Consider the following 24203-nt stretch of genomic DNA (forward strand, 5'->3'; position numbering starts at 1 on the left):
GTGGTAAGCCGGTGGTAAGCCCATTTTTTAAAACACAATATATTTTTATAACCTGATAATCAATAGATTACATTTTTTTCTTGTACGTGGCCTAATCATGGAGATAACGGTCAAAAATGGTATATACTACTGTAATCAGGACCAAGTGTTTTCCATTCTTGTTGAATTTCAATTAAAGATTTGGATTGAATAGGGCGAAAATTACTAGGAGATTCTGGTTGTATTCTTTTCCGCTTGTTTGATAAAAACATTGTCGATCAAAAAGTTTATGGCATCACTTTCAGATAATAGGGGTGCCTTTTTCTTTTTAACTTTTAGTTTCTTTTCTGGTGAAGATGCTGATTGCCGTTTTGCGGCAAGGTTAGAATTGGTGTCATCCTGTTCAAAATTATATTGTTCATTTAAAATCAACATAATTTTTAATGAAGCTTCAAACTTCAGTACTTCATCAAATATAGGAAGTTTAGATATTAAGGTTTCATCAAAATAGTTAGTGTCACCAACAAGGAAGTGGGTGAGTGGCATAGGGTTTTGGGTAACAAGTATTTCTTGTAACACTTCCTTTCTCATATTAAAAAGCTCTAGCTTTTTTGCCCTTTTCATATTAGTAAAGCCAGTTTCTGAATTGTTAACGCTTAGGATATCAAATTCATCTTTTATGATAAACTGAGCAATCTCTTTATAATAATTCAGGGCAATCTTTCTAGCCTCTATTTCATCGAGCCCCATGACATCTTCTTCAAAGTTGTATAGAAACCCTATTAGGGAATTTTCGATTACATCCTCGTAAACCTCAAGGATGTAATCATAAAATTCTTTGCACATTTCGCTATTGGGTACGTACACCGGTTGACTGTTCTGTTGAGTAACCGGATTCGGGCTCTTATCAAGGGAAAGCATGACACGGTCCACTTTTTGAAACAGTCCATTGGATAGATGTATTTCTTTTAGCTCGTTTAGAGTTACTGAATTTAAATCCAAGTCTTTTAATAGTCCGAAGTAAGTCATTGGTTCAATTTAATTCTATTATTCTAAAAGCTTTGAGTAATCTTCCGGTAACGCAGCGTCTATATCCCTAAGGTATTTATCTAACGAATCTCTTGTAGAATGTCCAGTTATAAGCATCAATCTACTTTTTACAACTTCCGGAGTACTATTTTTCTCCATTTCCCTATAAAGGCGCGTAATAAAGGTATGCCTAAAACTATATAGGCCATATTCTTCCCCTAGTTTAAAATGGTCCTTGACTTTTTTGTAGCGCTTAGAAAAGTAGTTTCTTTTCTGAGTTTCATCGGCCTCCCATTTTCCGCCAATTCCGTATGGAGTGAAAAGAAAATCATCCTTTCTCATTTTTGAAATATCAGGTAATACATCAAGCATGATTTTTGGTATAATCTTTATTTTTACAGGTTTGTTTTTTGCCCTAACATATAGTTTTTGGTCTTGAACATCAACATCTCTTATTTTTAATCTGCACACTTCAATAGGGCGTAAAAAGTTGTAGGATACAAATTGAACGAACAAACGCAATAATGGATCGTTCTCAGTCATATAATTGTCAATATCCTTTATTAATTGAGGTGTGTAGGTTTTGTTCCGTTTAGGAACAGATTTCAATATGTTGATTTTAAGGATGAAGTTATCTTCTATGAGTTCATTGTTCTCCAGAGTGGTAAAAAAGGAACTTAAAGCTGTTCTTACATTGTTCCTGTTTCTGGCACTGGTTTTTTGAAGTACCCAATTTAAATGTTGAATGACGATTTTCTTATTTATATTCTTAATATCCGAAGTGTCGACATTGTTTTCATCCAACCACTTCTGAAACCTGATAATCCGATTTGAATACTTTGAAAACGAATTAGCGTTAAGAGTACTCTTTTTTATTTTAAAACCGAGTTCAAAAGCTTCCGCAACGGATATTTTGGGTTCCTCTGTAGTTTCAATGATTTCATCATTGCCCCCAATGGGTTCGTTATCCAACGCAGAAAAAATATCTATTTCTTTAGGGGGTGGTGGAGCGGTCGGTTTTGGAACAATTACTTTTTTGACCTCTTCAGTTCTTTTCACGGGGAGCTGAGGAGTATCTTTAATTTGCTCGCTAACCTGTTCAGGGTTTTTGAACTTATTTTCCAGTTCTATATTTCTTTGATAAGGACTAAACCCTTCGTTCAAAAGCAAAATTAACTTAGCCTGAAGAATTTTCAGAAAGGAAAGTCGCTCCCTTTTATTGGTAAATCGGTTCGCACCAGCTTTGATGTTGGGTTGGCGTTTAAGTATCCCAGTATTAGGATCACGAAAGGAAAAATAGATATACCAAGATTTGTTCAGGGCATTTTCTTGTTCAGTTTTGGTGAGTTTGGACCACTGTTTAATATCCACTCCGCCAGTATAAATCTTTGGCTCGGTAAAGTTTGGTTTCATTCTAAAAGTGTGTACTGTTTCGTGTACGTTTTGTAAAAGTACGGAAATAGAAGGCATAAAAAAACGGCTTGTGAGTACACAATCCGTTGTTTTCATTGGTTTTAAGCCTTGTAGCGAGAGGGGGGCACGATCCCCCGACCTCCGGGTTATGAATCCGACGCTCTAACCAACTGAGCTACCTCGCCGTATTGTTATTTCTAAACGGCTGCAAATATAAAGTTTATTTCTTGTTCTTGGGCAATACTTTGCTAAAATTATTCTATCTCTTTTATTTTTTTATCATAAGGAAATCTATATATTGCCCATCGTAAACACTTAAGAATGGACGATAAAATAAAATTTGAACTAGAATTTGTAATACAATCTTCGCCACAGTTGCTATATACGTACTTGTCAACCCCGTCAGGACTTTCCGAATGGTTTGCCGATAATGTAAACTCCAGAGGTGAAATGTTCAGTTTTATATGGGACGGTGCCGAAGAGGAAGCAAAATTATTAAAGCGAAAAAGTGATGAATTTGTAAAATTCGCATGGGTAGACAATGAAGACGATTCATATTTTGAATTGAAAATAATTGTTGATGAAATTACCAAGGATGTATCACTATTTATAACCGATTTTGCCGAGGAAGATGAAGTAGATGAGGCCAAAATGCTTTGGACCAATCAAGTAACGGATCTTAAACAGGTTTTAGGCTCTAAGTAACCGTATTCTTCTAATATCATCTTATATTTGGTCCCGATAAATTATCGGGACTTTTTTATGGTTAGCTACAACGGAAATCTACTAGAGGAAAACATACAATTTTTAGACCACCAGAACAGAGGGTTACGTTATGGTGACTCCCTTTTTGAAACCATGAGAATGGTTAACGGAAAACTCTTTTTCTGGGAAGACCATTACCTTAGGTTAATGGCTTCTATGCGTATTCTCCGTATGGAAATACCAATGGAGTTCACTATGGAGTTCTTGGAGTCTAAAATAGGTGAGATAGTAGAGGCGAATGATTTAGGAGGCCAATCTAGGGTTAGACTCACTATTTTTAGGGAAAAGGGAGGTCTTTATCTACCAGCAACAAATGAAATCAGCTATTGTATAGAAGCTTTGCCACTTAAAAGCCCTTTTTTCGTGTTAAGTGAAGATTTTTATGAAGTGGAACTTTTTAAGGACTTTTACGTAAATGCGGACATGTTATCTACCTTAAAAACGAACAATAAGATTATAAATGTGGTAGGAAGTGTTTTTGCCAAGGAAAACGATTACCAAAATTGTCTTCTATTGAACGGTTTAAAACAAGTAGTAGAAGCTTTAAATGGCAATATTTTTCTTGTAAAGAACGGGGTAATTAAAACTCCTCCATTAAAAGATGGTTGCCTTAATGGTATTGTTAGAAAGAAACTAATCGATATTTTTAGCAAAATTGAGGGTTACGAATTTCAAGAAGCTTCCATATCTCCTTTTGAACTGCAAAAGGCAGATGAATTGTTCATTACAAACAGCATTGTGGGTATACAGCCTGTTACCAAGTACAGGAAAAAAGAATTTGGGAATGCGGTAGCAAAAGAACTTTTGGGCAAGTTAAATGCAACGGCACGTCTTTCTTAAGATTAAGGTGCAGCTTTAATTTAAGCTTGGGTTTTCAGGAGAATTGGACCAAAGAAGATAATCACCGCCCAGTTCTACCATTTTCTCTTTCCAAAATGCTTCGGAAGATTTATGGATCAGGGAGCTTTCATAGTCATTTTCTACAACGATCCAAGATTTGGAAAGTAGCTCTTTGTCCAATTGGAATGAAGACCAACCTGAGTAACCAAGGAAAAACCGGATATCATTTTCCGATATTATTTTTTCGTTGATAAGGCCAATGGTATTCTCAAAATCTCCTCCCCAATAAATACCATCGGAAATCTCAATGCTATTGGCTATTAAATCCGGGACTTTATGAATAAAATAAAGATTGTCCTGCTCAACAGGACCACCGTTATATACTTGAAACGGGATTTCTATTTCGGTTATAAGCTCGCTAATGGTGTACTCTAAAGGTTTGTTTAAGATAAAACCAACGGATCCCTCTTCGTTATGCTCCGCTAAAAGAACTACTGAACGATTAAAGGACACGTCTCCGGTTAAGGTCGGTTCGGCAATTAGGAGCTTGCCTTTGTTTGGTTTCAGATCTACCATAATTATATGAACTAGTTATAACTAAAATAAGACATTTCTTATAAAAAGCAAATACGAATAAAAAAAAAAGCGTCTACACTGTAGACGCTTTTCTTATAATATGGCTCGTAAGTCTTAGTTTACTGAATTAGCCAAGTCAGATCCTGCTTTGAACTTAACAACGTTCTTAGCTGCAATTTTGATGGTTTTACCCGTAGATGGGTTTCTTCCTTCTCTTGCATTTCTTTTTGATACTGACCAAGATCCAAAACCAACTAAAGAAACTCGGTTACCTCCTTTAAGAGAACCTTCAACATTTCCTAGGAAAGATTCCAATGCTTTTTTTGCTGCGGCTTTTGTGATGCCGGCGTCTGCTGCCATTGCATCGATCAATTCTGTTTTGTTCATAATTTAATTAATTAATTGTTGTTAAACGTATTTTAATGTTAAACAAATTTATACGGATTTGCTTCCAACGCAAGTAAATTGGGGGGAAATCGGCGTTTTTGTTAATAACTATAGGCGTTTGTTGATAAAGTAGGGCTTTTTTTACGCTTCTCGCAGCCCAATGATACTAGGGCTTTACGCCATTTTAGCATTTTTTTGCAAGTTTAGGCCATTTAGAACATCGGTTACTTTCATTTTTCTCTTACCTGGTAATTGCATTTCCAATAGGTTAATATAGCCTCCGTCTACTGCAATTTTGAGTTCCTTTTTAGTAGCCTCTATTTCTCCTACTTGTAATTGATGGTCAGTTTTTTCCTTCGCAGTGGCATAGATTTTTACAAAGATCTTTTCTTCCCCATTTATCAAGTTGGTCCAAGCACCGGGGTAAGGGCTTAATCCTCTTATATGGTTATATATATCATTTATAGGAGCATTCCAATTAATTTCGCACGTATCCTTATGTATCTTAAAAGCTTCTTTTAATTCTTTTGTAGTGGGTTGAGCTATAGTGGTCACCGGGCCTTTGGCAATGGCTTCTGCCGTCCTTAGAACAAGGTTGGCTCCCATGACCATTAATTTGTCATGTAATTCCCCGGCAGACATATTTTCGTCAATATCCGTACGGTCTTGCAAGATAATTTCTCCGGTGTCTATTTTATCATCTATAAAGAAAGTGGTAACCCCTGTTTCTTTTTCTCCGTTCATTATGGCCCAGTTTATAGGCGCAGCCCCTCTATAATCCGGCAAAAGTGATGCATGCAGGTTAAAAGTACCGTATTCCGGCATGGCCCATACAGCTTTGGGTAACATGCGAAAAGCAACCACAACCTGAAGATTTGCATTTAACGCCTTTAATTCGCTTAAGAAATCATCATTTTTAAGATTGGTAGGCTGGAGTACTTTTAGATTGTTTTCTAGGGCGTACTTTTTTACGTGCGATTGTTGCAGGTTTCGCCCCCTTCCGGCAGGTCTGTCCGGTGCCGTTATTACACCTACCACATTATAGTTGTTTTCTACAAGTGAGGCTAAAATGGTAGTGGCGAACTCTGGGGTTCCCATAAAAACGATGCGTAAATCTCTCATTGTGTTCTCTATTTTTTATTTCGAATGAAGTAAAACCTATTTTAGTGTATACTCGTTTTTGGTATTGATTGTAATATCTCCATCTTCTAGCATAAGCTGTAGTGTCCTTAAAACAATGGGTTCTTTATAGGTCATGGCACGTATGATTGCTCTTGAAGTATATGGTGATTCTAATAGCAACGAGCTAATTTCTTTTGATACTTGGTCAAAAGTTGGTTTTTGTATAATTCCTTTTGACAAGCAGACATCGCACTTACCGCAGTCTGCTGTGTCTTTTTCTCCAAAGTATTCTAAAATCTGCTTGCTCCTACATATAGTAGTATTCTTAACGTAATCTATCATTTGGAAAACCTTTTCGGTTTTCACCTGGTTCTGCTCCTTTACTTTTTTTGCAAAGACATTTATAGTAAGGTCATCTTCGCGAGGTACAAGAAAGGTAATTTCCAGATCGCTCTGGTGGGCTTCAAACGTTATGATGTCGTCTTTCTTCATTTGTTCCAGAACTTTAAAAATATGTTGTTCCGAAGTATTTGTTTTCTTAGCCACCAAACTTGGGTCCATTTTGGTCTCAAAGTCAAAAATTCCACCGTAAGTCCTTAAAATGGTTTGGATAATATTGGCGGAGCCTTTATGCATATCCAAGTAGTCAAAAATAGTGTCCTTGTCCGATATAAACTGAACCAGTGTTTTTTTTGAAAAGGATTCCGAAAGGGAAATTACCGAGTTTCGGTCTAAAATTTTTAATCCGTTATAGGCTAGAAATGAATTTAAACTATAGATTCTAACAAATTCATTAAAATTGAATTGAAACGTTTCATGACTTCCTTCGCCATATCCTATTCTGAAGAAATTATTGAGTTTGTTGTAGATTTTTTTTAGAAAAGCGGTGTCCGGAAGCACACTTAAAAACTGATTCTTTAACTGCTCTTCGTCATTAGGGTTGGTAATAAGAACGGCCTCTGCTGGTTGGCCGTCACGTCCCGCTCTACCGGCTTCTTGGTAGTAGTTTTCAAGACAATCCGGTATTTGGTAGTGGACCACCAAGGAAACATCAGGTTTGTCAACTCCCATTCCAAAAGCGTTAGTGGCCACCATAATCCGTATTTTGTTGGTTAGCCAAAGATTCAACTTTTTCTCTTTTTCTTTTTTGGGAATTCCCCCATGAAAAAAAGTAGCACTACACCCTTTGGAATTTAAAAATTGTGAAAGCTCTACGGTTCCTCTTCGGGTGCCCACATAAACAATCCCGCTTTTCTCTATTTGAGAACATAACTGGGCCAATCTGTAATGTTTGTCCTGCTCCCATAAAATCTTAAAAGCAATGTTGCTTCTGGCAAAAGAATCCTTTACCACGGTAGGAGCGGTAAGGCGAAGGCTCTCAATAATGTCATCGGCAACGCGGTCTGTAGCGGTTGCGGTCAGTGCTATTACCGGAGTCTGTGGCAACAGTTTTCGTAGTTGGGCGCATTCAAGATACGCTGGCCTAAAATCGTGTCCCCATTGAGAAATGCAGTGGGCCTCGTCTATGGCTACGAGGTTTACGTTCATTTGGCGTATTTTCTCTTGGACTAATTCTTGTTGCAAACGCTCGGGAGATAGATAGACAAATTTGTATCCGCCGTACAGGCAATTGTCCAACAGGTCCAAAAGCTCATTAAAGGGAATTCCTCCGGTTAGGGCAATGGCTTTTATGCCTTTTCTTTTAAGGCTTTCTACCTGATCTTGAATTAATGCTATTAAAGGAGAAACTACAATACAGAGACCTTCTTGGGCCATGGCGGGAACCTGAAAACAAACAGATTTTCCTCCACCGGTAGGTAGTAGGGCCAATACATCCTGTTTGTCAATAATGGCATCTATGATTTTTTTCTGGGAACCTTTAAAACTATTAAAGCCCCAATATTGCCGTAAAATGGATATCGGGTCTTTGTGCATTACTTTAGGTTTAGCAGTTCTAAAATAAATTGGGTGCGTTCCTCAATGGTACCTATAGGTACTAATGTTATAGGGTAACCAACATGCTCGTATGTGGTTTTGAGATGTTCATAAATGCGTTCTGCTTCCTCAAAGGATTCAAAACGTTCGTTATCCACCACATGTATTTCCTTCCAAGGCGGCATCAATAAAATCTGATCGTATTTGTAGGTGTAACAAGGTTTTTCAAATTCTGTGCTATACTCTTGCCCAAAACAGTTCATGTAGGCGTGAACATCTGGAATTCCACGGTCAAAAAACACCACCTCTCCATTTATGGAATCCGCATCGGTATATTGTTTTATTCTTCCGTCTAAAAGATTTTGGTTAAACTTTTTAGGGTCTTTTACCGAAACTATGGGGTTAACTTCAAAATTAGTGGTTTTGTCTTCATTTTTTTCAGACGAAGTCATACTTCGGATGAGTTCATGAACACACGGAAAACCTTTCTTTTCAAGATTCTCTATAACCGATGTTTTGCCCGTACTTGGGCCACCTGTAATAACTACTTTTTTAAGATCCAATAGATAATTGTTGTTCATGCAAAAGTAATCATTCCATTATGATATTAAAATTGAGGTTGAACCGTTATCTTTGTAAAAAATGGTTATATGGACAAAGAAAATCCAGAAGCGTTCTATAAGCGCTTACGAGAGCAACTAGGAGAGAGTACAACTTGGCCTTCTAATTACTTATATAAATTTATAGTACAATCCATTCCTGAAAAAGTAGATCAAATTCATAAAATTTTTGATAATACAGGAGCTGTAATAGAATTAAAGGAATCTAAAAACGGAAAGTATACCAGTGTTTCCATAACGGTAAACATGAAAAACCCGGATGCGGTAATAGAGAAATACAAAGAAGTGGGCAAGGTTGAAGGGGTTATATCCCTTTAAATAGTATTTGAACCATAATTTTCTTAATTTGCAGACGTTATAAGAACACTTCCTTAATTTTTTTAAGCAAAAATTTTCAATTTGAATTTAGTAGAAAACCTAGAATATAACACGGAAAGGTCAAAATTGATCATTCCCGAATACGGGCGTCATTTTCAGAAAATGGTAGATCATGCCATTTCTATAGAAGACGAAGAAGAGAGAAACAAAGTGGCCCAAGCTATTATTAGTGTTATGGGTAATATTCAGCCGCACCTAAGAGATGTACCTGATTTTCAGCATAAATTATGGGATCAGTTGTTTATTATGTCCGATTTTAAATTGGATGTAAAATCGCCTTTTCCTATTACGAGTAAAGAGGTACTTAGGAAGCGTCCTGAGCCTTTGGAGTATCCTCAGAATTTTCCAAAATACCGTTTTTACGGAAACAATATCAAGAGAATGATTGATGTTGCCGTAAAATGGGAAAAAGGAGATATGCGTGATGGGTTGGAATATGCCATTGCCAATCACATGAAAAAATGTTACCTGAACTGGAACAAGGATACGGTTGATGATAAAGCAATTTTCAATCATTTACTTGAACTCAGTGACGGACAAATAGACCTTAGTGGAGAAAACCTTACGGATAGCGGACAGTTTTTGAAAAATCGTGTAGCTAAAACTTCAAGGAACAATAATTCAGGAAAGAAAAACAACCAACGAAACAATAACAATCGCGGTAAAAAGCGATATTAATACTCCTCAATCTTACATGGGTACCTTTAAAATTGAAGGCGGTCACCAGCTCTCTGGTGAAATTACGCCACAAGGCGCTAAAAATGAAGCCTTACAGATTCTTTGTGCCGTACTACTTACTGATGAAACGGTTACCATAAACAACATTCCTAACATTGTAGACGTAAATAAGCTGATTGCGTTGCTTGAAGATTTGGGTGTAAAAATCCAGAAAAAAGCAAAAGGATCGTATAGCTTTAAAGCAGATGATATAAATCTAGACTACCTACAGTCTGACCAATTTAAAGAAGATGGTCGCGGTCTTAGAGGGTCTATTATGCTAGTTGGTCCTTTGTTGGCACGTTTTGGAAAAGGATACATTCCTAAGCCAGGCGGTGATAAAATTGGTCGTAGACGTTTGGATACGCACTTTGAAGGATTTATAAAACTGGGCGCCAAGTTTAGATACAACAAAGAAGAATATTTCTACGGTGTTGAGGCCAAAAAACTTAAAGGCACGTATATGCTGCTGGATGAAGCATCCGTAACAGGTACTGCTAACATTCTCATGGCAGCTGTTCTTGCCGAAGGAAAAACAACAATTTACAATGCGGCCTGTGAGCCTTACTTACAGCAGTTGTGTAAAATGCTGAACCGTATGGGCGCCAAGATTTCCGGTGTGGGGTCAAACCTACTGGAAATTGAAGGCGTAGATTCCTTAGGAGGAACGGAACATAGAATGCTTCCGGATATGATCGAAATAGGAAGCTGGATCGGATTGGCGGCAATGACCAAAAGCGAGCTTACTATCAAAAATGTAAGTTGGGACGATTTGGGACAAATACCTACGGTTTTTAGAAAACTGGGTATTACCGTAGAAAAAAAGGATGACGATATATTCATACCTAAGCATACCAACGGGTACGAGATACAGAACTTTATAGATGGTTCTATCCTTACAATTGCAGATGCGCCATGGCCAGGTCTAACACCGGATTTATTGAGTATTATTCTGGTAGTTGCCACACAGGCAAAAGGAGAGGTGCTTATTCATCAAAAGATGTTTGAAAGCCGTTTGTTCTTCGTGGATAAATTGATTGATATGGGTGCTAAGATTATTCTTTGTGATCCACACCGTGCTACCGTAATTGGGCACGACTTTAAATCTACATTAAAGGCAACCACCATGGTATCTCCGGATATTAGGGCAGGAGTTTCTTTGCTGATAGCAGCCCTATCCGCAAAAGGAACATCTACTATTCATAATATCGAACAGATAGATCGTGGGTATGAAGATATTGATACACGTTTACGTGCTATTGGTGCTAAAATTACCAGAGTTTAAATCAGTGAACCCCTAGCGTCTTTCTTATGGAAAAAAGAGACTTTTCAAAAATTCCACTTGTAAATAAGAAGGGAGAGAAAGGTAGGTTTGAGATGGATGTTGATGGGGAGATAGCCTTTATGGAATATATGATTTCCAAACAGAACATCATGTACTTAACACATACAGAAGTGCCTTCATCTTTAGGTGGGCAAGGTGTGGGAAGTGCTTTGGTCTCAAAAGTATTGAAATTTATAGAGGAGAGTGGTATGAAAATGGCTCCTTTATGTCCGTTTGTGGCAGCATATCTCAAACGTCACCCGGAAGAAGGTAAAGCTGTCTTGGCTCCTGGATATTCAATTAAGTAAAAGTTGAAAATATACTAAAATAGAGAAGAGGCCCATAAGGCCTCTTTCTCGTTTTAATGTTTTGCTGTATTGATTTCTATCCAATATTTATCCGGGTCCTGAATATAAATTTGGCGTACACCGTCTGTACGTAAAGTGACTGCATTTTCTTTACCGGGCCAATCCCAATATTTGATATTGTTTTTTTCAAGATGGGCTATCATTCCATCTAAATCTTGCGTGGAAAGGCATAGATGCATGGATTTATTCTTTTCAAAGGGCGCAAATTCCTTTTCGATTAGGTGAATCTGAGAATTTCCACTTACAATAAACCACCTGAAACCAGGTTTTAAATCAGGATGTGGCGTTTCTTCTAATTTTAGAATGTTTGCGTAGAAATCTGCACTAATATCAGAATCTTCAACGACTAGCGCAAAATGATCAATTTTAAAATCAAAAGTTTGTGCTTGAGCCAATAGAGTGGTGCCGGCTACAAAAATAAATGCAAAAAGGATTTTTTTCATGTGGTTTGGAATAGTATGGGATTCATATAAAAACAGCTTAGCGCTGTATTTTGGGTGTGTAAGATACAAAAGCATTTCAATAATGGGAGCCAGTAACTGGTCTATACATAATTTAGAAGGTTTAAGTGAAGACTCTTAAACGTGATTCTTATAATTCACCGATAAAAAAGATGTAGTTGGTCGAGTTTATTGATCATAGCTGGGCTAAAAGCAATAATTAGGACGGGTTTTAGTTTATATCGAACCTACTTAAACTTTTTAATTTTTTGAAAAGAGATAACGATTTAACTTTTGTCCCATGAAAAATCTTAACCAACTACTTTCCGCCGGAGCTATATTACTGCTATTATCCAGTTGCGTGTCAACTAACAAATTAACAATGGGTGCTACTGAGCCAGCACGTATAAGCTTACCCTCAAATGCATCACGCGTGGGTCTAATTAATAGGAGTATTCCATCCGAAGAAAACAAAGTGGTAGATAAAATAGATAAGATTCTTTCTTTAGAGGGACTCAATTTGGACAGGGAAGGAGCAGAGTCTGCTGTAACGGGACTTTATGATGAGCTTACGCGCAACACTCGTTTTGAAACCATTACTATTATTGATGATACGGATATTCAACGAAAAGGGCTAGGCATTTTTCCTGCAGCTTTGGACTGGCAGTCGGTTCAAGAAATTTGCGATGCTAATGATGTAGATGTACTATTTTCATTAGAGTTCTACGATACGGATACGCGAGTAGATTATGAACTTACCACGGTAACCATACCAAATGATTTAGGCATAAAAGCTTCGCTGCCGGGTCATAAGGTTACACTTAATACCGCTATTAAAAATGGATGGCGCGTGTATGACCCACAGAACAAATTAATATTGGATGAGTATACTTTTAATGATCGTATCACATCTATTGGGTCCGGTGTTAATCCTATGAAAGCGGTTGAGGCGGTAATTGGAAGAAAAGAAGCTGTTATTCAACGTAGTAGTAACATCGGTAATTCTTATGGTTATGATGTAAGACCTTTAAGAAAAAGGGTTTCCAGAGATTACTTTGTAAAAGGTACCGAGAATTTTGTAATTGCAAAAAGACGTGCCCAGACAGGTGATTGGGATGGAGCGGCCGTTCTTTGGGAAAAGGAAGTGAATAATCCGGACGGTAAAATAGCCGGTAGGGCTTGTTATAATATGGCAATCATAAATGAAATTAACGGTGATTTAGAAAAGGCGATGGAATGGGCCTCTAAATCTTATACGGACTATAATAACGGAGAGGCATTGCGTTACGTGAACATCCTTAAATATCGTATGCAAGAAAAACGTCAATTAGAAAGACAACTTTCCCGTTAGGTTTCGCTTTAGTTAAGTGCTTCCTTATACGTTTTTAAGCACCGTTCCCGAGCTTCTTTATGGTCTACCATTTTTTGTACGTAGTCTTCCGTATGGTGCTCGGGAACCCACTTTGAAATATATTTTTTATCCTTATCGAACTTTTCAACCTGAGTCATTGGGTTAAAAATGCGAAAATAAGGAGCGGCATCAACACCACTTCCCGCTGCCCATTGCCAATTGCCCACATTGCTGCTCATTTCATAATCCAACAACTTTTCGGCAAAATACGCTTCGCCCCAACGCCAATCTATAAGTAAGTGTTTGCAAAGAAAGCTGGCGACGAGCATTCGTACTCGGTTATGCATATATCCCGTTTCATTTAATTCCCGCATTCCTGCATCAACCAGTTTGTAACCCGTATTCCCTTCCTTCCATTTTTCAAATTCGTCTTCGTTATTTCTCCAACTTATTCGGTCATATTTCTTTTTGAACGCTTCATTTACGGTTCTAGGGTAGTGCCATAGAATTTGCATAAAAAACTCACGCCAAATAAGTTCGCTCCAAAAAACTTCATTTTTTTCGGCAATCGCCTTTTTTATCATTTTTCGGATGGACACCGTTCCGAACCGTAGATGTGGTCCTAACAATGATGTACCGTTTTCTATGGCCGGGTAATTCCTGGTATTCTCATAATTATCAATTAGGGTTGGGGTAACCGTATATTCTGGAATTTTTAAGGATGAAGTTTTAAAACCCATATCCGTTAAAGAGAGATTTGGTAGTCTCGTATTCTGAATAAGGTTGTCTCGGTATTGTTTTGTGTAATGAATGGTTAAATGTTCATCCGGGTTAAAATGTTCTTTCCACTTGTTTTTGTAAGGGGTATACACAATGTACGGGTCACCGTCACTTTTAAGAATATCATCCTTTTCAAAAACAACCTGATCTTTAAAGGTGTGAAAAGTAACGTCGTTCTCTTGGAGTAGCTCTTTTATACTCTCATCTCTTTTTTTGGCATAAGGCTCGTAATCATGATTTGTGTAGACTGCATTTATTGCATATTGACTAAGTAAATCCTTGAATATAGATATAGGTTTACCGTGGTAGATTGCTATAGAACTATGGTTTTTACTTTGAAGCGTATCTCGCATTCTCTGCAAGTTCTCGTAGATAAAAGTAACTCTGGCATCATCTTTTGGAAGGTTTTCAAGAATCTCAGAATCAAAAATAAAAATGGGCAACACTTTATAATTGCCCTTTAGGGCTTCTAGGAACCCAATATTATCGTCTAGACGTAAATCTCTTCTAAACCAAAAAATCGATATTTTATCTGCCATAAACTAACTTAAATTTAAAGTTGACATTCCTCCGTCAACACCTATTACTTGACCAGTAATCCATGAACTTTTTTCACTTAACAAGAACACCGCTGTATTTGCAATATCACTAACCTCACCAATACGCTTTAAAGGGTGTCTTTGAGACATCATTTCTATTTTTTTCTCGTTACTCAGTAAGCGTTTAGCCAATGGCGTATTTACTAAAGATGGTGCAATTACATTAACCCTAATGTTGGGCGCATATTCTGCCGCCATAGATTTAGCAAAACCTTCAATTGCACCTTTGGCTGCGGAAACACTCGTGTGATAGGGCATTCCGGAGCCAACGGCAACCGTGCTGAACAGAATTATTGCTCCTCCAGAGACCATTAAAGGTAAAATATCTTTAACTACTTTAACCATATTAAAGAAATTCAGCTGCATATCTGTTTCAAAAGTTTCCAGAGAAAGCATTTTAAAAGGCTTTAAGTTGATGGATCCTGGGCAGTAGGCAAAACCATGCAGTTCCTTGGGAAGAATTGTAGTATCTAATACATCAGTGTTCGCGTCAAAAGGAATATGGATGGCACCTGTTCCGTTCAGTCCGTCAGATGTTCTAGAGGCAACATATACCGTATACTCATCAGCGAGTTGCTTTACTATTTGAAGACCAATACCATACGAACCTCCTATTAAAAGTATATTTTTTTTCATGGAAAAATCTTAAATCGTTTTAAATTGCAGCTCTTTTGTAGTATTCTTAAGGCTTCCAAATAGTTCTATCAATTTTTGTTCCCTGAAAGCAAAAATTTGTTTCAACTGCTTTTTAACCAAAAGTGGGTGGGCCATTTGTCCAAAAATCCCAAAAGGAATTTTATAATCTATTACATCCTCCATTTCTACGCCACCGTCAATAGGTTTAATGAAATGTTTGTGATGCCAAAGTGTATAAGGACCAAATCTCTGTTCATCTACAAAGTACTCGCCCTCCTTTACATGGGTAATTTCGGTAACCCATTTAGTTTTGTATCCAGGAAAAGGGGAAACGGTGTATTGAATAATTTGTCCTGGAAACATGGCGCGGTCATTACCTGAGAGTATTTCAAAACCCATATGTGGCGGGGTAATAACCTTAAGATTGCCTGGGTCTGATAGAAAGTCCCACGCTTCTTTTACGCTTATGGGAAATGACTGTTTGGAACGTAGCTGATATAACTTCATAAAACAAATGTAAATACATTTTGTTTAACATTTTTATTTTATTGATAAACAAATTGTCTCTATTGGCAATTTGTTTGGGGTTTCATTTTCTTTTGAAAGTTTAAAGAGTTCTTTAGTGTAGCATCTATTTTGTACATTACAGGCGTATCTATGCTATGAAAAACTTACTGCTGTTTTTTCTTTTACTTTTCTCCGGTTTATTTTTATCGGCCCAAAATTCCCAAAGAGAAGTAGGTGAATTGCCTACAGAGGTATCCGAAAGTTCAGGATTGCTTTTTTTTGACGGTAGACTTATAACTCATAACGATTCTGGTAATCTTCCTGAACTTTACGAGATAGATACGCTTTCTTTTCAGGTAAGTCGTACCGTAAGCATTACAAATGTTGAAAATAACGATTGGGAAGATATTGCTCAAGATGATACATTCATTTATATAGGGGATTTTGGGAATAATAATGGAGTTAGAAGGGATTTAGCAGTATATCGTATTTCTAAATCCGATTATTTAAAGTCTGATAATGTAGTCGCAGATAAGATTGAATTCACTTATGAGGATCAGGAAAATTTTGAAAATAGCGGAAATAGTGACTGGGATGCCGAAGCTTTAGTTGTAGTAGAGAACCAACTTTTAATTTTTACCAAGCAATGGCAATCTAAGGGTACGGTTGCTTATCAACTGTCTACGGAGCCCGGAAAGCATGTAGCAAAACGGTTGGATGACTATTTCGTAGATGGTTTGGTTACGGGAGCGGAATATAATCCGTTATCAAAATCATTGTATATAGTTGGTTACAATTCAGTTTTGGCCCCATTTATATTTAAAATTGAAGGAGCAACTTCTTCTGAGGTATTTAAAGATTCTGTTGAGAGGCTACCGATGAGTATTGAAAATGCACAGATTGAAAGTATTGCCTCTTTGGATAGTAATTCTTATTTGATGACGTCAGAGCGTTTTGAAAATGATAATTGGAATTTGTTGTTTAAGCCCAAGTTATTTGGTTTTTCTACACTTGAAAAAGAACTAGATACGGACGAGTTAGAAGAGACTGAAGAAGAAGAAGAGGAAATGGGTTCTGACAATCCTTTGCCTTCAGAAGAGTTGAAACCTACCGATAAGGATGATTTAATATTGTATAAGCAACTTGGTGCTGAGCAGTTAGAATATAAGCTAAACTCCAATGAGAGGGTATTGTCCAAGGTTGTTTATGATGCGTTAGGTAAACGTGTTAGTCATTTTAAGGAAGATTTAAGTAGTGAGACACGTATTGATACTTCCACTTTAAAATCAGGGGTTTACTATCTAACTTTTTTTCTTGAGAGTAAAGTAGTTTCACAGCCTTTCGTAGTATTTTAAGCGGTCTAATTTAGGATTTCATTAACATATGTAAGATGGTTTATATTTAGTTTTGTGGAAACTAAAAAATCAATTCAAATGAAAAAAATTATCCTTTTAGCAAGTGTAATATTTGCTTCTGTTACTATGCAGGCCCAAATAAACACACCAGCACCTAGTCCAGCTTCTAAGCTACAACAAACCGTAGGTTTAACAGATGTTACCGTAGAGTATTCTAGGCCATCAATGCGTGGGAGAACTATTTTTGGAGATCTTGTTCCGCACGGCAAATTATGGAGAACAGGAGCTAATGCGTATACTAAAGTAAGTTTTAGTGATGACGTAAAAATAGCTGGTCAAGATGTTAAGGCAGGTACATATTCCATTTTTACGAAGCCAGGAGCAAGTTCTTGGGAAGTTTTCTTTTATACGGATATTGATGGAGGTGGTACACCTAAAAATTGGGACGATAGTAAAGTAGTAGCCAAAACATCAGCAGAAGTTTATACGTTACCTGTAGATATTGAGGCGTTTACTATTACAATAGATGATATGACAAGTAATTCTGCCAATTTAGGAATGATGTGGGAGAAAACTTATGTTGCTGTTCCTTTTGAAGTTCCAACGGATTCAAAAGTAATGGCGGATATTGAAAAAACTATGGCGGGTTCTCCAAAAGCAGATGATTACTACGCTGCCGCTGTTTATTTTTCAAGTGAGGATAAAGACATTAAAAAAGCATCTGAATGGATGGACAAGGCTATGTCCATGACTGAAGAGCCTGCTTTTTGGCAATTGCGTCAGCAATCCCTTATTCAGGCAAAATCGGGCGATAAAAAAGGAGCTATCAAAACTGCTAAAAAGTCTTTGGAAAAGGCAAAAGAAGCAGGTAATGATGATTACGTTAAAATGAATACCGACTCTATTAAAGAGTGGAGCGCTAAATAAGCTTTGTATTCTTATATAAAAACCCCGGCCTTCCATTGGAAGGCCGGGGTTTTATTTTATACGTACTGAAGAAAAAATGTAAAAATATAAAGCAGGAATACTTCTATAAATTATTTACTTGCCAGCGGTTTCTTCAATAGCCTGTCAAACCCTTCAAAAGCAATTGCCATTGCGATTACCATGGCCGCGCCTATAAAGTTCAGCCAAAGATATCCTAACTTTTCCTCCCCGGTAGGGTGAATGAATATGAGATTGTAAAAAAGCACAAAGACAATTAACTGAGTAAGTACAGCCGCAAAGAATACAGCATTACCTTTTACGAACTTAAAGAAAAATGCCAACAGGAATATACCTAGAACATTACCGTAAAACACAGAACCAATAATATTTACTAATTGAATAAGATTGTCGAACAGGTTGGCGATACTGGCTATAAAAATGGCTATAATTCCCCAGATAAGGGTGAAAAATTTTGTTGCTTTAACATAGTGCTCGTCCGTAGAGGGGTCTTTCTTGTTTCTTTTATATAAATCTAAGGCTGTAATAGTACCTAGGGCGTTAAGTTCCGAAGCCGTGGAGGACATGGCTGCAGATAATATAACTGCCAAAAGTAGCCCTATTAAACCTCTAGGAAGATTATGTAGTATAAAATGGATAAAGACATAATCTTTATCATTGGTTTCGACCACGTCATCCGCTTCTTTTATAAGGGCTCTGGCAGCGGCACGGTTGGTACTATCTTTAACATTTAAACGAATTATTTCCTGCTTGGCCTCTTCAACTGCACTATACTCTTTAAGCTCCAAGGCTGCAGAGAATTTATTCTGCGCCATTTTCTTTTCGGCCTCTAGGCGTTCCTGTCCTTCTTGTAGAATGGAATAGTCCTTTGCATATTCGGAGCTCATAACGGCTTCGGTAGCGGCTGGGTTAAAGTTTAAAGGTGATGGATTATACTGATAAAACACAAATACCATAACGCCTACCAATAGGATGAAGAATTGCATTGGTATTTTAAGTAATCCGTTAAAGACTAATCCTAATTGACTTTCACGTAGTGATTTTCCGGAAAGATACCGTTGTACCTGGCTTTGGTCCGTACCAAAATAGGCGAGTGCTAAAAAGAGTCCTCCCGTTATTCCGCTCCAAAAAGTATACCTGCTTTTGGTGTCAAAGCTAAAGTCTATGATATTCAGTTTGTTGCTGGCCCCGGCTATTTTAAGTGCTTTTCCAAAATTGATGTCTGCCGGAAGGTACCCCAATATAAAAAAGAAGGTGATGAACATGCCGGTCATAATAATGAACATCTGCTGCTTTTGCGTAACGCTTACTGCTTTGGTTCCTCCGGATACGGTATAGATGATAACCAACACGCCAATAATAATATTAAGAGTCCTTAGGTCCCAACCCAGTACTGCCGATAAGATGATCGATGGCGCAAAAATGGTAATACCTGCCGCAAGGCCTCTTTGCACTAAAAATAGTATAGCGGCTAGTGACCTGGTCTTTAAATCAAAACGATTTTCAAGAAATTCATAGGCGGTATACACTTTTAGCCTGTGGTAAATGGGAATGAACACCAAACAGATAATGATCATGGCCAATGGCAACCCAAAATAAAATTGCACAAAGCCCATACCGTCATGAAAGGCTTGTCCCGGCGTTGAAAGGAACGTTATGGCACTGGCTTGTGTTGCCATAACGGATAGACCTATGGTCCACCATTTGGCGTCTTTTCCTCCAGCAACATAGTCTTCTACGCTTTTGCTGCCTTTGGTTTTCCAAACACCGTATGCAACAATGAATAGGAGTGTACTTGATAAAACAATCCAATCTAATGTTCCCATATTAGGTAAATGCGGTCATTAAGTAGCTAAATATTAGCACATAGACGATATTCAGTATCAGTACTAGCGAGTATTCTTTTTTCCAATCGAACTTGTCTAACATGGTCTAATTCAATTTGGTAGGTTGTATATTCTTTTCAACGGAGAGCATGTTGGCGAACAACTTGTATGCTCCGGGTACGCCTGCAGGTAGCTCTCTAAAAAAGCTCAATCCTGTATAAATGTAATTCCCTTTTCCGTAAGGAGCTATTAAAAGACTTCCCTTTTTTGCAGACTCCCCTTTATCGCTCATAGATAAAATAGGGGTGAATTCCTTGGACCACTTGCTCGGGAAGTATAATCCGCGTTCTTGTACCCACCCATTAAAATCATCTTTGTTAATTTTATTGGGGTAATTTATTAAAGCATGTTTTTTGGCCAATATTTCAACAGCTGAGTTTTCATCGGTTACCCGGTCTCTAGACAAGGTAATAGGGTAGGGCGCAAGGTTTTCAAATTGGTCTCCCCATCTTCCCGCAGTATTGTATTGCACCACAAGATTACCTCCGTTTTCAACATAATCAAAAAGATACCGTTGTTTAAACTTTAATTGGTCAAGTACGTTATATGCTCTAATTCCAACCACTACGGCATCATACTTGTCCAACGTTCCCTTAGCTATAGTATTTGGGTCAATGGTGTGTACAATGTAACCAATTTGCCTTAAACTCTCTGGGACTTCGTCACCGGCACCAACAATATAACCAATGTGTTCTCCAGATTTTTTAATGTTCAGGCGGACTACTTTAGCTTCTGATGGCAGTAAAACGGACTGGGTTGGAATATGGTCATAGGCTATAATCGCCAGCTCCTTAGTAACCTCCTTGCCGTTTAATTTTATGATGGGTGAAATATAGCTCTCATCTTCGGTTGCAGGTGGGGTTAAAGTGAAAACCAAGGTTTGTTGGTCTCCCTTTTTTGCAATCTCAAAAGACTTTGATTCAGCATCTATGCCCCAAACTTTGGAATGGTTAAGCAAAAGCTCTCCCTTTATATTATCGGCATGGGCTTTAATCGTAACGGGCACTTTTTTAGGTTCACCATCGGCAAAAATCAAAACTTTATCACTAAAACTTGCAGTTGCTTCGGGAAGTATCTCAAAAGGCTGAAAGATTTCGCCTTTATCCGGCTTAGCATAGTGATGTATAACAGGCTTTTCAATTGTTATACTTTTTTCATTAAATTCAAGCTCAAATTTCACCAGAAATGCGCGTGGTGTTTCGGGCTTGCCAATAAGGCTTTGGTCATCTACCTTGTACATGCCTAAACTACCCTTTTCGTTTAGCCAATAAGGGCTTGTGTAATTTGTAGCACTTGGTACGTCTATATCAATTTCAAAATTTTGCTTCTCGTTATTTTTTAGTGCGATGGAAGGTTGAATAGTTTTATTTGTTGAAGAAATGGAAATAGTATTCAGAGTAATATCCGAAGAACTCCTATTCACGGCCTCTACGTTAATTTTAATTTTGCCGCCAGGGTTTGTAAATGAGGTTTCGGCGGAAGCTTCTAAATAGAGACCGCTAATGTTCAGAATTATGATCTTTAGTTCTTGTGACTTTAATTCCCTCCAGTAATTGTCTTCAACTTTTTGGAGCAGCTCGTAGGCTTCCAATAATTGGGGCAAATGTTTGGATGGGTTGGTAAAATCAAAATTCTTTTCAACTGCATAAAGAATCTCCCCAACTGCCTTTCCACCGGTTATGCGAGACCAAGAGGTGTCTATTCCTTCAAAAATATCATTGGAGTTGTTGGGCATTGTTCCCTTCAGCAATTCTACATATTCATTTTCCGAGCCGCGTTGTGATAGGCGACCAAACCCTTGGCACAAATGCTGACTGCTGGCCAATGCCGCAATTTCGTTGTTGGACTTCCCAAGTACTGGGTAATAAGTTCCAATATCCAAATTCACCATTTTGGATTTATCGGCTTTATCAAACTTTTCTTGGCTGCCGTAAAACCACCATGATGTGTTGAAAAAAAGCCTTTTGGGCTGCCAAGTTTGGGTCAGTTTCAATTGCTCACTGTACGCAGACTTGTCATTGGCTAAATCAAAAGCTTCAAAACTGAGCATTGCAGATGAAGTATGGTGCCCGTGAGTAGTTCCCGGACTTCTATGGTCAAACCTATTTATGATTACATCTGGTCTAAAGTTTCTAATGGTCCAAACCACATCTCCTAGCACTGCTTCTTTATCCCATATTTCAAGGGTTTCGTCCGGGTGTTTTGAGTATCCGAAATCATTGGCTCTGGAAAAAAACTGTTCTCCACCATCTACGCGTCTGGCGGCCAGAAGCTCTTGCGTACGTAAAACTCCAAGAAGCTCACGCAATTCAGGACCAATTAGGTTTTGTCCACCATCGCCCCTAGTTAATGAAAGGTAACCGGTCCTGGCTTTGGTATGGTTGGACAGGTAGGAAATAAGCCTTGTGTTTTCATCATCCGGGTGTGCGGCAATGTACAATGCGGTACCCAAGAAATTAAGTTTTTCAAGGGAATGGTAAATCTCGGAAGTGGACGGTTGCACAGGTTTCTGTGCATAAGTAATGTTTAAGGACAGAAAAGTTCCGGCAAAGATTGCCAAAAGATATCGCATAAAGTTGGTTTTTGTTTGGTGAAGCCACCAATTTACAGAGATGGCACCAAATCAAAGATAGAAAGTTTAAAGGGGGCAAGCGGGGTTTTTAAAACTTCTTTAACAAAATTAAATTTCTGGTTTTACCCATAAATTAAGGATGTTTAAGATTAAGCTTCTTCACTACCGTCTGGGGTATCTTCCGAATTGTAAATAAGCGTTACCGCTTTTTGCATCATCAAATTGTTCGGGTATACCAAAAGTTCGCCATTGGATTTTCTTAGGCTTACATGAAAAGCCCTTATGTCCTCTATTAAAAAAGGTTCTTCGGACTCTATATCCTTATCTAGAATTTTAACCTTGTCCCCGATTTTAAACGGAAATGAAAAAAACAGAACTACACCTGCAGTTATGTTGCTCAGAATAGACCAACTGGCGAATAAGGCAACCCCAATTACGGCGAAGACCGAAGAAAACACAAGGCCTACTTCTTTGAAATTTACGCCCCAAATAAAGGAAATGACCCCAAACCCAATTAAAGTAAGGAGTAAAGAGGCGTATTTTGTAATTAAAAGGGTGCGTGCTTCAACAATATCACTAATTCTGCCAATTTTACGAATGGTTTTATCCGTTATAAATTTTAGAATTAGAAGGATGCAGAAAGTAATAGCTGTAGCTATGATTTCGTGCTTGTTGGAAATAAGAAATTCTTGCATAAATTTATAAACCTAAACTATCCCGCAAAGATAGATGCTTATTTCCATTTTGTTGCCAATAGGGAGTCTTTAAAGTTTTTATTTTGGTAGCGGTAGAGGTCATGGATTTAGCGTTTTTTCCAAAGCCACTTACAAAGGTATCCGTCCAGCTTTCAATACTATGCGGAAAGGCAGTGGTAAAATTTATTTCTAAGGTTCTTTCTAATTCCGGATACGTTATTTTATAGGTTGAAATACCATTGGCATCACTTAAACTTGCAGTTGATTTATATGCTTTTAACTCTTTGTGAGATAGTCTAATAAATTCCATTGAAGGAATTATTTCCAATTCGCCTGTTGGTAAAGATTTTGGTGCGATACGAATTTTGTTCCAAAGCTCGTTTTCAAGAGTTGTTTTCTCTAATTGTAAATTTTGGTCCGCCTCACTTTCAAAATAAGAGTGAGACATTACATCAAATTTATCCCGGTTGTTAAGTTGTGCGTAAACCTGCCCGCACCATTCCTGTGCAGAGAAGGAGACCTTAATGGCGTGGTCATTGTCATGAACGGGATAAAAAGTACTGTTCATGATGGCATAAGGATAAATTCCGGTAAGGTATTTTTTTGTGGAATTGAGTTTTAAAACGGGGATGTTACCAGGATTATGTCCATCCGCTTTTACTTGTTTCTTCTTCAAAAAAGGTTCCGTAACATAAATTAAAACCGCTTCGCCGTCTCGGATTTCACCATAGCGGGCCTGTTCTAATTTGTAAGATGTTATTTCCGCCTCTCCGCCATACCAATACTCCTTAAATTCACTGGAAAGCTCCTTTTTTGATGTTTCTACGGGCTTTTCAGTATTTAGGGCTACCTCTTTATTTGTATCTTTTCCAACCTCTTTACAGGATTGGGTAAAAGATAAGAGCGCAGCAATGACTATAAGCGATAGGTTTTGTCTTGTTCCGGTTGTCATGAGATGAATTTTTATTAAAATTAATCAAAAAG

The 24203-nt window shown here is 37.8% G+C and carries 24 protein-coding genes and 1 tRNA gene; 9 read left to right on the top strand and 16 right to left on the bottom strand.

The genetic code is table 11. The annotated features are described in order from the left end of the window. Nucleotides 1–204: 204 nt before the first annotated feature. The 3 genes from KO513_RS02770 to KO513_RS02780 form a co-directional block, all read right to left on the bottom strand. Entirely contained in the window at nt 205–1008 is an 804-nt protein-coding gene (locus tag KO513_RS02770; RefSeq protein ID WP_215912206.1) for a hypothetical protein, read from the bottom strand. 18 nt (nt 1009–1026) lie between these two features. Then, nucleotides 1027–2517, bottom strand: coding sequence for a tyrosine-type recombinase/integrase (locus tag KO513_RS02775; protein WP_252735654.1), 1491 nt, complete (start codon nt 2515–2517; stop codon nt 1027–1029). Nucleotides 2518–2532: 15 nt separating this feature from the next. Further along, a tRNA-Met gene (locus KO513_RS02780) sits at nt 2533–2606 on the bottom strand. Between the two features lie 136 nt (nt 2607–2742). Here KO513_RS02780 and KO513_RS02785 point away from each other — a divergent pair. Then, nucleotides 2743–3126, top strand: coding sequence for an START-like domain-containing protein (locus tag KO513_RS02785; RefSeq protein WP_215440691.1), 384 nt, complete (start codon nt 2743–2745; stop codon nt 3124–3126). A 57-nt stretch (nt 3127–3183) separates the two neighbouring features. Next, nucleotides 3184–4026, top strand: a complete 843-nt coding sequence (locus KO513_RS02790) for an aminotransferase class IV (RefSeq protein WP_215912207.1) — start codon at nt 3184–3186, stop codon at nt 4024–4026. A gap of 15 nt (nt 4027–4041) precedes the next feature. Here KO513_RS02790 and KO513_RS02795 read toward each other — a convergent pair whose 3' ends face one another. From KO513_RS02795 to KO513_RS02815, 5 genes are all read right to left on the bottom strand, one after another. After that, nucleotides 4042–4602 carry a YqgE/AlgH family protein gene (locus KO513_RS02795; RefSeq protein WP_215440689.1) on the bottom strand — a complete coding sequence of 187 codons (561 nt, stop codon included), beginning with the start codon at nt 4600–4602 and terminating at the stop codon, nt 4042–4044. Between the two features lie 114 nt (nt 4603–4716). Next, nucleotides 4717–4989 (bottom strand): HU family DNA-binding protein, encoded by a 273-nt coding sequence (locus tag KO513_RS02800; RefSeq protein ID WP_038233355.1) that lies wholly within the window; start codon nt 4987–4989, stop codon nt 4717–4719. Between the two features lie 174 nt (nt 4990–5163). Further along, nucleotides 5164–6111: a methionyl-tRNA formyltransferase gene (gene fmt, locus KO513_RS02805; RefSeq protein ID WP_215912208.1), complete on the bottom strand. Its 948-nt coding sequence runs from the start codon at nt 6109–6111 to the stop codon at nt 5164–5166. A 36-nt stretch (nt 6112–6147) separates the two neighbouring features. Further along, nucleotides 6148–8046, bottom strand: a complete 1899-nt coding sequence (locus KO513_RS02810; protein WP_215912209.1) for a RecQ family ATP-dependent DNA helicase — start codon at nt 8044–8046, stop codon at nt 6148–6150. Further along, nucleotides 8046–8627 carry an AAA family ATPase gene (locus KO513_RS02815; protein WP_215440684.1) on the bottom strand — a complete coding sequence of 194 codons (582 nt, stop codon included), beginning with the start codon at nt 8625–8627 and terminating at the stop codon, nt 8046–8048. Before KO513_RS02815 ends, KO513_RS02810 begins: the two co-directional genes overlap by 1 nt. A 69-nt stretch (nt 8628–8696) precedes the next feature. Between KO513_RS02815 and KO513_RS02820 the strand changes: the two genes are divergently transcribed. The 4 genes from KO513_RS02820 to KO513_RS02835 all read left to right on the top strand — a co-directional run bounded on the left by KO513_RS02820 (nt 8697) and on the right by KO513_RS02835 (nt 11393). Then, a complete protein-coding gene (locus KO513_RS02820) occupies nt 8697–8984 on the top strand; it encodes a DUF493 family protein (protein ID WP_215912210.1) in 288 nt (95 codons plus the stop codon). An 81-nt stretch (nt 8985–9065) separates the two neighbouring features. After that, the gene (locus tag KO513_RS02825) at nt 9066–9722 is read left to right on the top strand and encodes a DUF4290 domain-containing protein (protein WP_215440680.1); all 657 of its coding nucleotides are present in this window, start codon (nt 9066–9068) and stop codon (nt 9720–9722) included. Nucleotides 9723–9738: 16 nt separating this feature from the next. Continuing rightward, nucleotides 9739–11046, top strand: a complete 1308-nt coding sequence (gene murA, locus KO513_RS02830) for a UDP-N-acetylglucosamine 1-carboxyvinyltransferase (protein ID WP_215440678.1) — start codon at nt 9739–9741, stop codon at nt 11044–11046. A gap of 26 nt (nt 11047–11072) precedes the next feature. Beyond that, entirely contained in the window at nt 11073–11393 is a 321-nt protein-coding gene (locus KO513_RS02835; RefSeq protein ID WP_215440676.1) for a GNAT family N-acetyltransferase, read from the top strand. Nucleotides 11394–11446: 53 nt separating this feature from the next. Here the strand turns inward: KO513_RS02835 and KO513_RS02840 are convergent, their stop codons facing one another. Further along, nucleotides 11447–11896, bottom strand: a complete 450-nt coding sequence (locus KO513_RS02840; RefSeq protein WP_215440675.1) for a VOC family protein — start codon at nt 11894–11896, stop codon at nt 11447–11449. Between the two features lie 298 nt (nt 11897–12194). Here KO513_RS02840 and KO513_RS02845 point away from each other — a divergent pair, with 298 nt between their 5' ends. Then, complete coding sequence (locus KO513_RS02845) at nt 12195–13244, top strand: DUF6340 family protein (protein ID WP_215440674.1); 1050 nt, start codon at nt 12195–12197, stop codon at nt 13242–13244. A gap of 8 nt (nt 13245–13252) precedes the next feature. On the opposite strand, the gene KO513_RS02850 is transcribed toward KO513_RS02845, so the two are convergent. The 3 genes from KO513_RS02850 to KO513_RS02860 are packed head-to-tail and all read right to left on the bottom strand — an operon-like array spanning nt 13253 to nt 15766. Then, a complete protein-coding gene (locus tag KO513_RS02850; protein ID WP_215912211.1) occupies nt 13253–14563 on the bottom strand; it encodes a cryptochrome/photolyase family protein in 1311 nt (436 codons plus the stop codon). A 3-nt stretch (nt 14564–14566) separates the two neighbouring features. After that, nucleotides 14567–15259 (bottom strand): SDR family NAD(P)-dependent oxidoreductase, encoded by a 693-nt coding sequence (locus KO513_RS02855; RefSeq protein ID WP_215912212.1) that lies wholly within the window; start codon nt 15257–15259, stop codon nt 14567–14569. 9 nt (nt 15260–15268) lie between these two features. Further along, nucleotides 15269–15766: an SRPBCC family protein gene (locus KO513_RS02860; protein ID WP_215912213.1), complete on the bottom strand. Its 498-nt coding sequence runs from the start codon at nt 15764–15766 to the stop codon at nt 15269–15271. A gap of 155 nt (nt 15767–15921) precedes the next feature. Here KO513_RS02860 and KO513_RS02865 point away from each other — a divergent pair, with 155 nt between their 5' ends. After that, nucleotides 15922–17121, top strand: a complete 1200-nt coding sequence (locus KO513_RS02865) for a T9SS type A sorting domain-containing protein (RefSeq protein ID WP_215912214.1) — start codon at nt 15922–15924, stop codon at nt 17119–17121. Nucleotides 17122–17199: 78 nt separating this feature from the next. Continuing rightward, nucleotides 17200–18048, top strand: a complete 849-nt coding sequence (locus KO513_RS02870) for a DUF2911 domain-containing protein (RefSeq protein ID WP_215912215.1) — start codon at nt 17200–17202, stop codon at nt 18046–18048. 110 nt (nt 18049–18158) lie between these two features. On the opposite strand, the gene KO513_RS02875 is transcribed toward KO513_RS02870, so the two are convergent. The 4 genes from KO513_RS02875 to KO513_RS02890 all read right to left on the bottom strand — a co-directional run bounded on the left by KO513_RS02875 (nt 18159) and on the right by KO513_RS02890 (nt 24171). Further along, nucleotides 18159–19892, bottom strand: coding sequence for a sodium:solute symporter (locus tag KO513_RS02875; RefSeq protein ID WP_215912216.1), 1734 nt, complete (start codon nt 19890–19892; stop codon nt 18159–18161). A 106-nt stretch (nt 19893–19998) separates the two neighbouring features. Next, on the bottom strand, nt 19999–22524 hold the full coding sequence (locus KO513_RS02880) for a PIG-L family deacetylase (RefSeq protein ID WP_215912217.1): 2526 nt from the start codon (nt 22522–22524) through the stop codon (nt 19999–20001). 149 nt (nt 22525–22673) lie between these two features. Further along, entirely contained in the window at nt 22674–23219 is a 546-nt protein-coding gene (locus KO513_RS02885; protein WP_215440664.1) for a mechanosensitive ion channel family protein, read from the bottom strand. A 4-nt stretch (nt 23220–23223) separates the two neighbouring features. After that, nucleotides 23224–24171 carry a septum formation inhibitor Maf gene (locus KO513_RS02890; protein ID WP_215912218.1) on the bottom strand — a complete coding sequence of 316 codons (948 nt, stop codon included), beginning with the start codon at nt 24169–24171 and terminating at the stop codon, nt 23224–23226. Nucleotides 24172–24203: the final 32 nt, after the last annotated feature.

The sequence above is a fragment of the Zobellia sp. B3R18 genome (assembly GCF_018860715.1).
GTDB classification, from domain to species: domain Bacteria; phylum Bacteroidota; class Bacteroidia; order Flavobacteriales; family Flavobacteriaceae; genus Zobellia; species Zobellia russellii.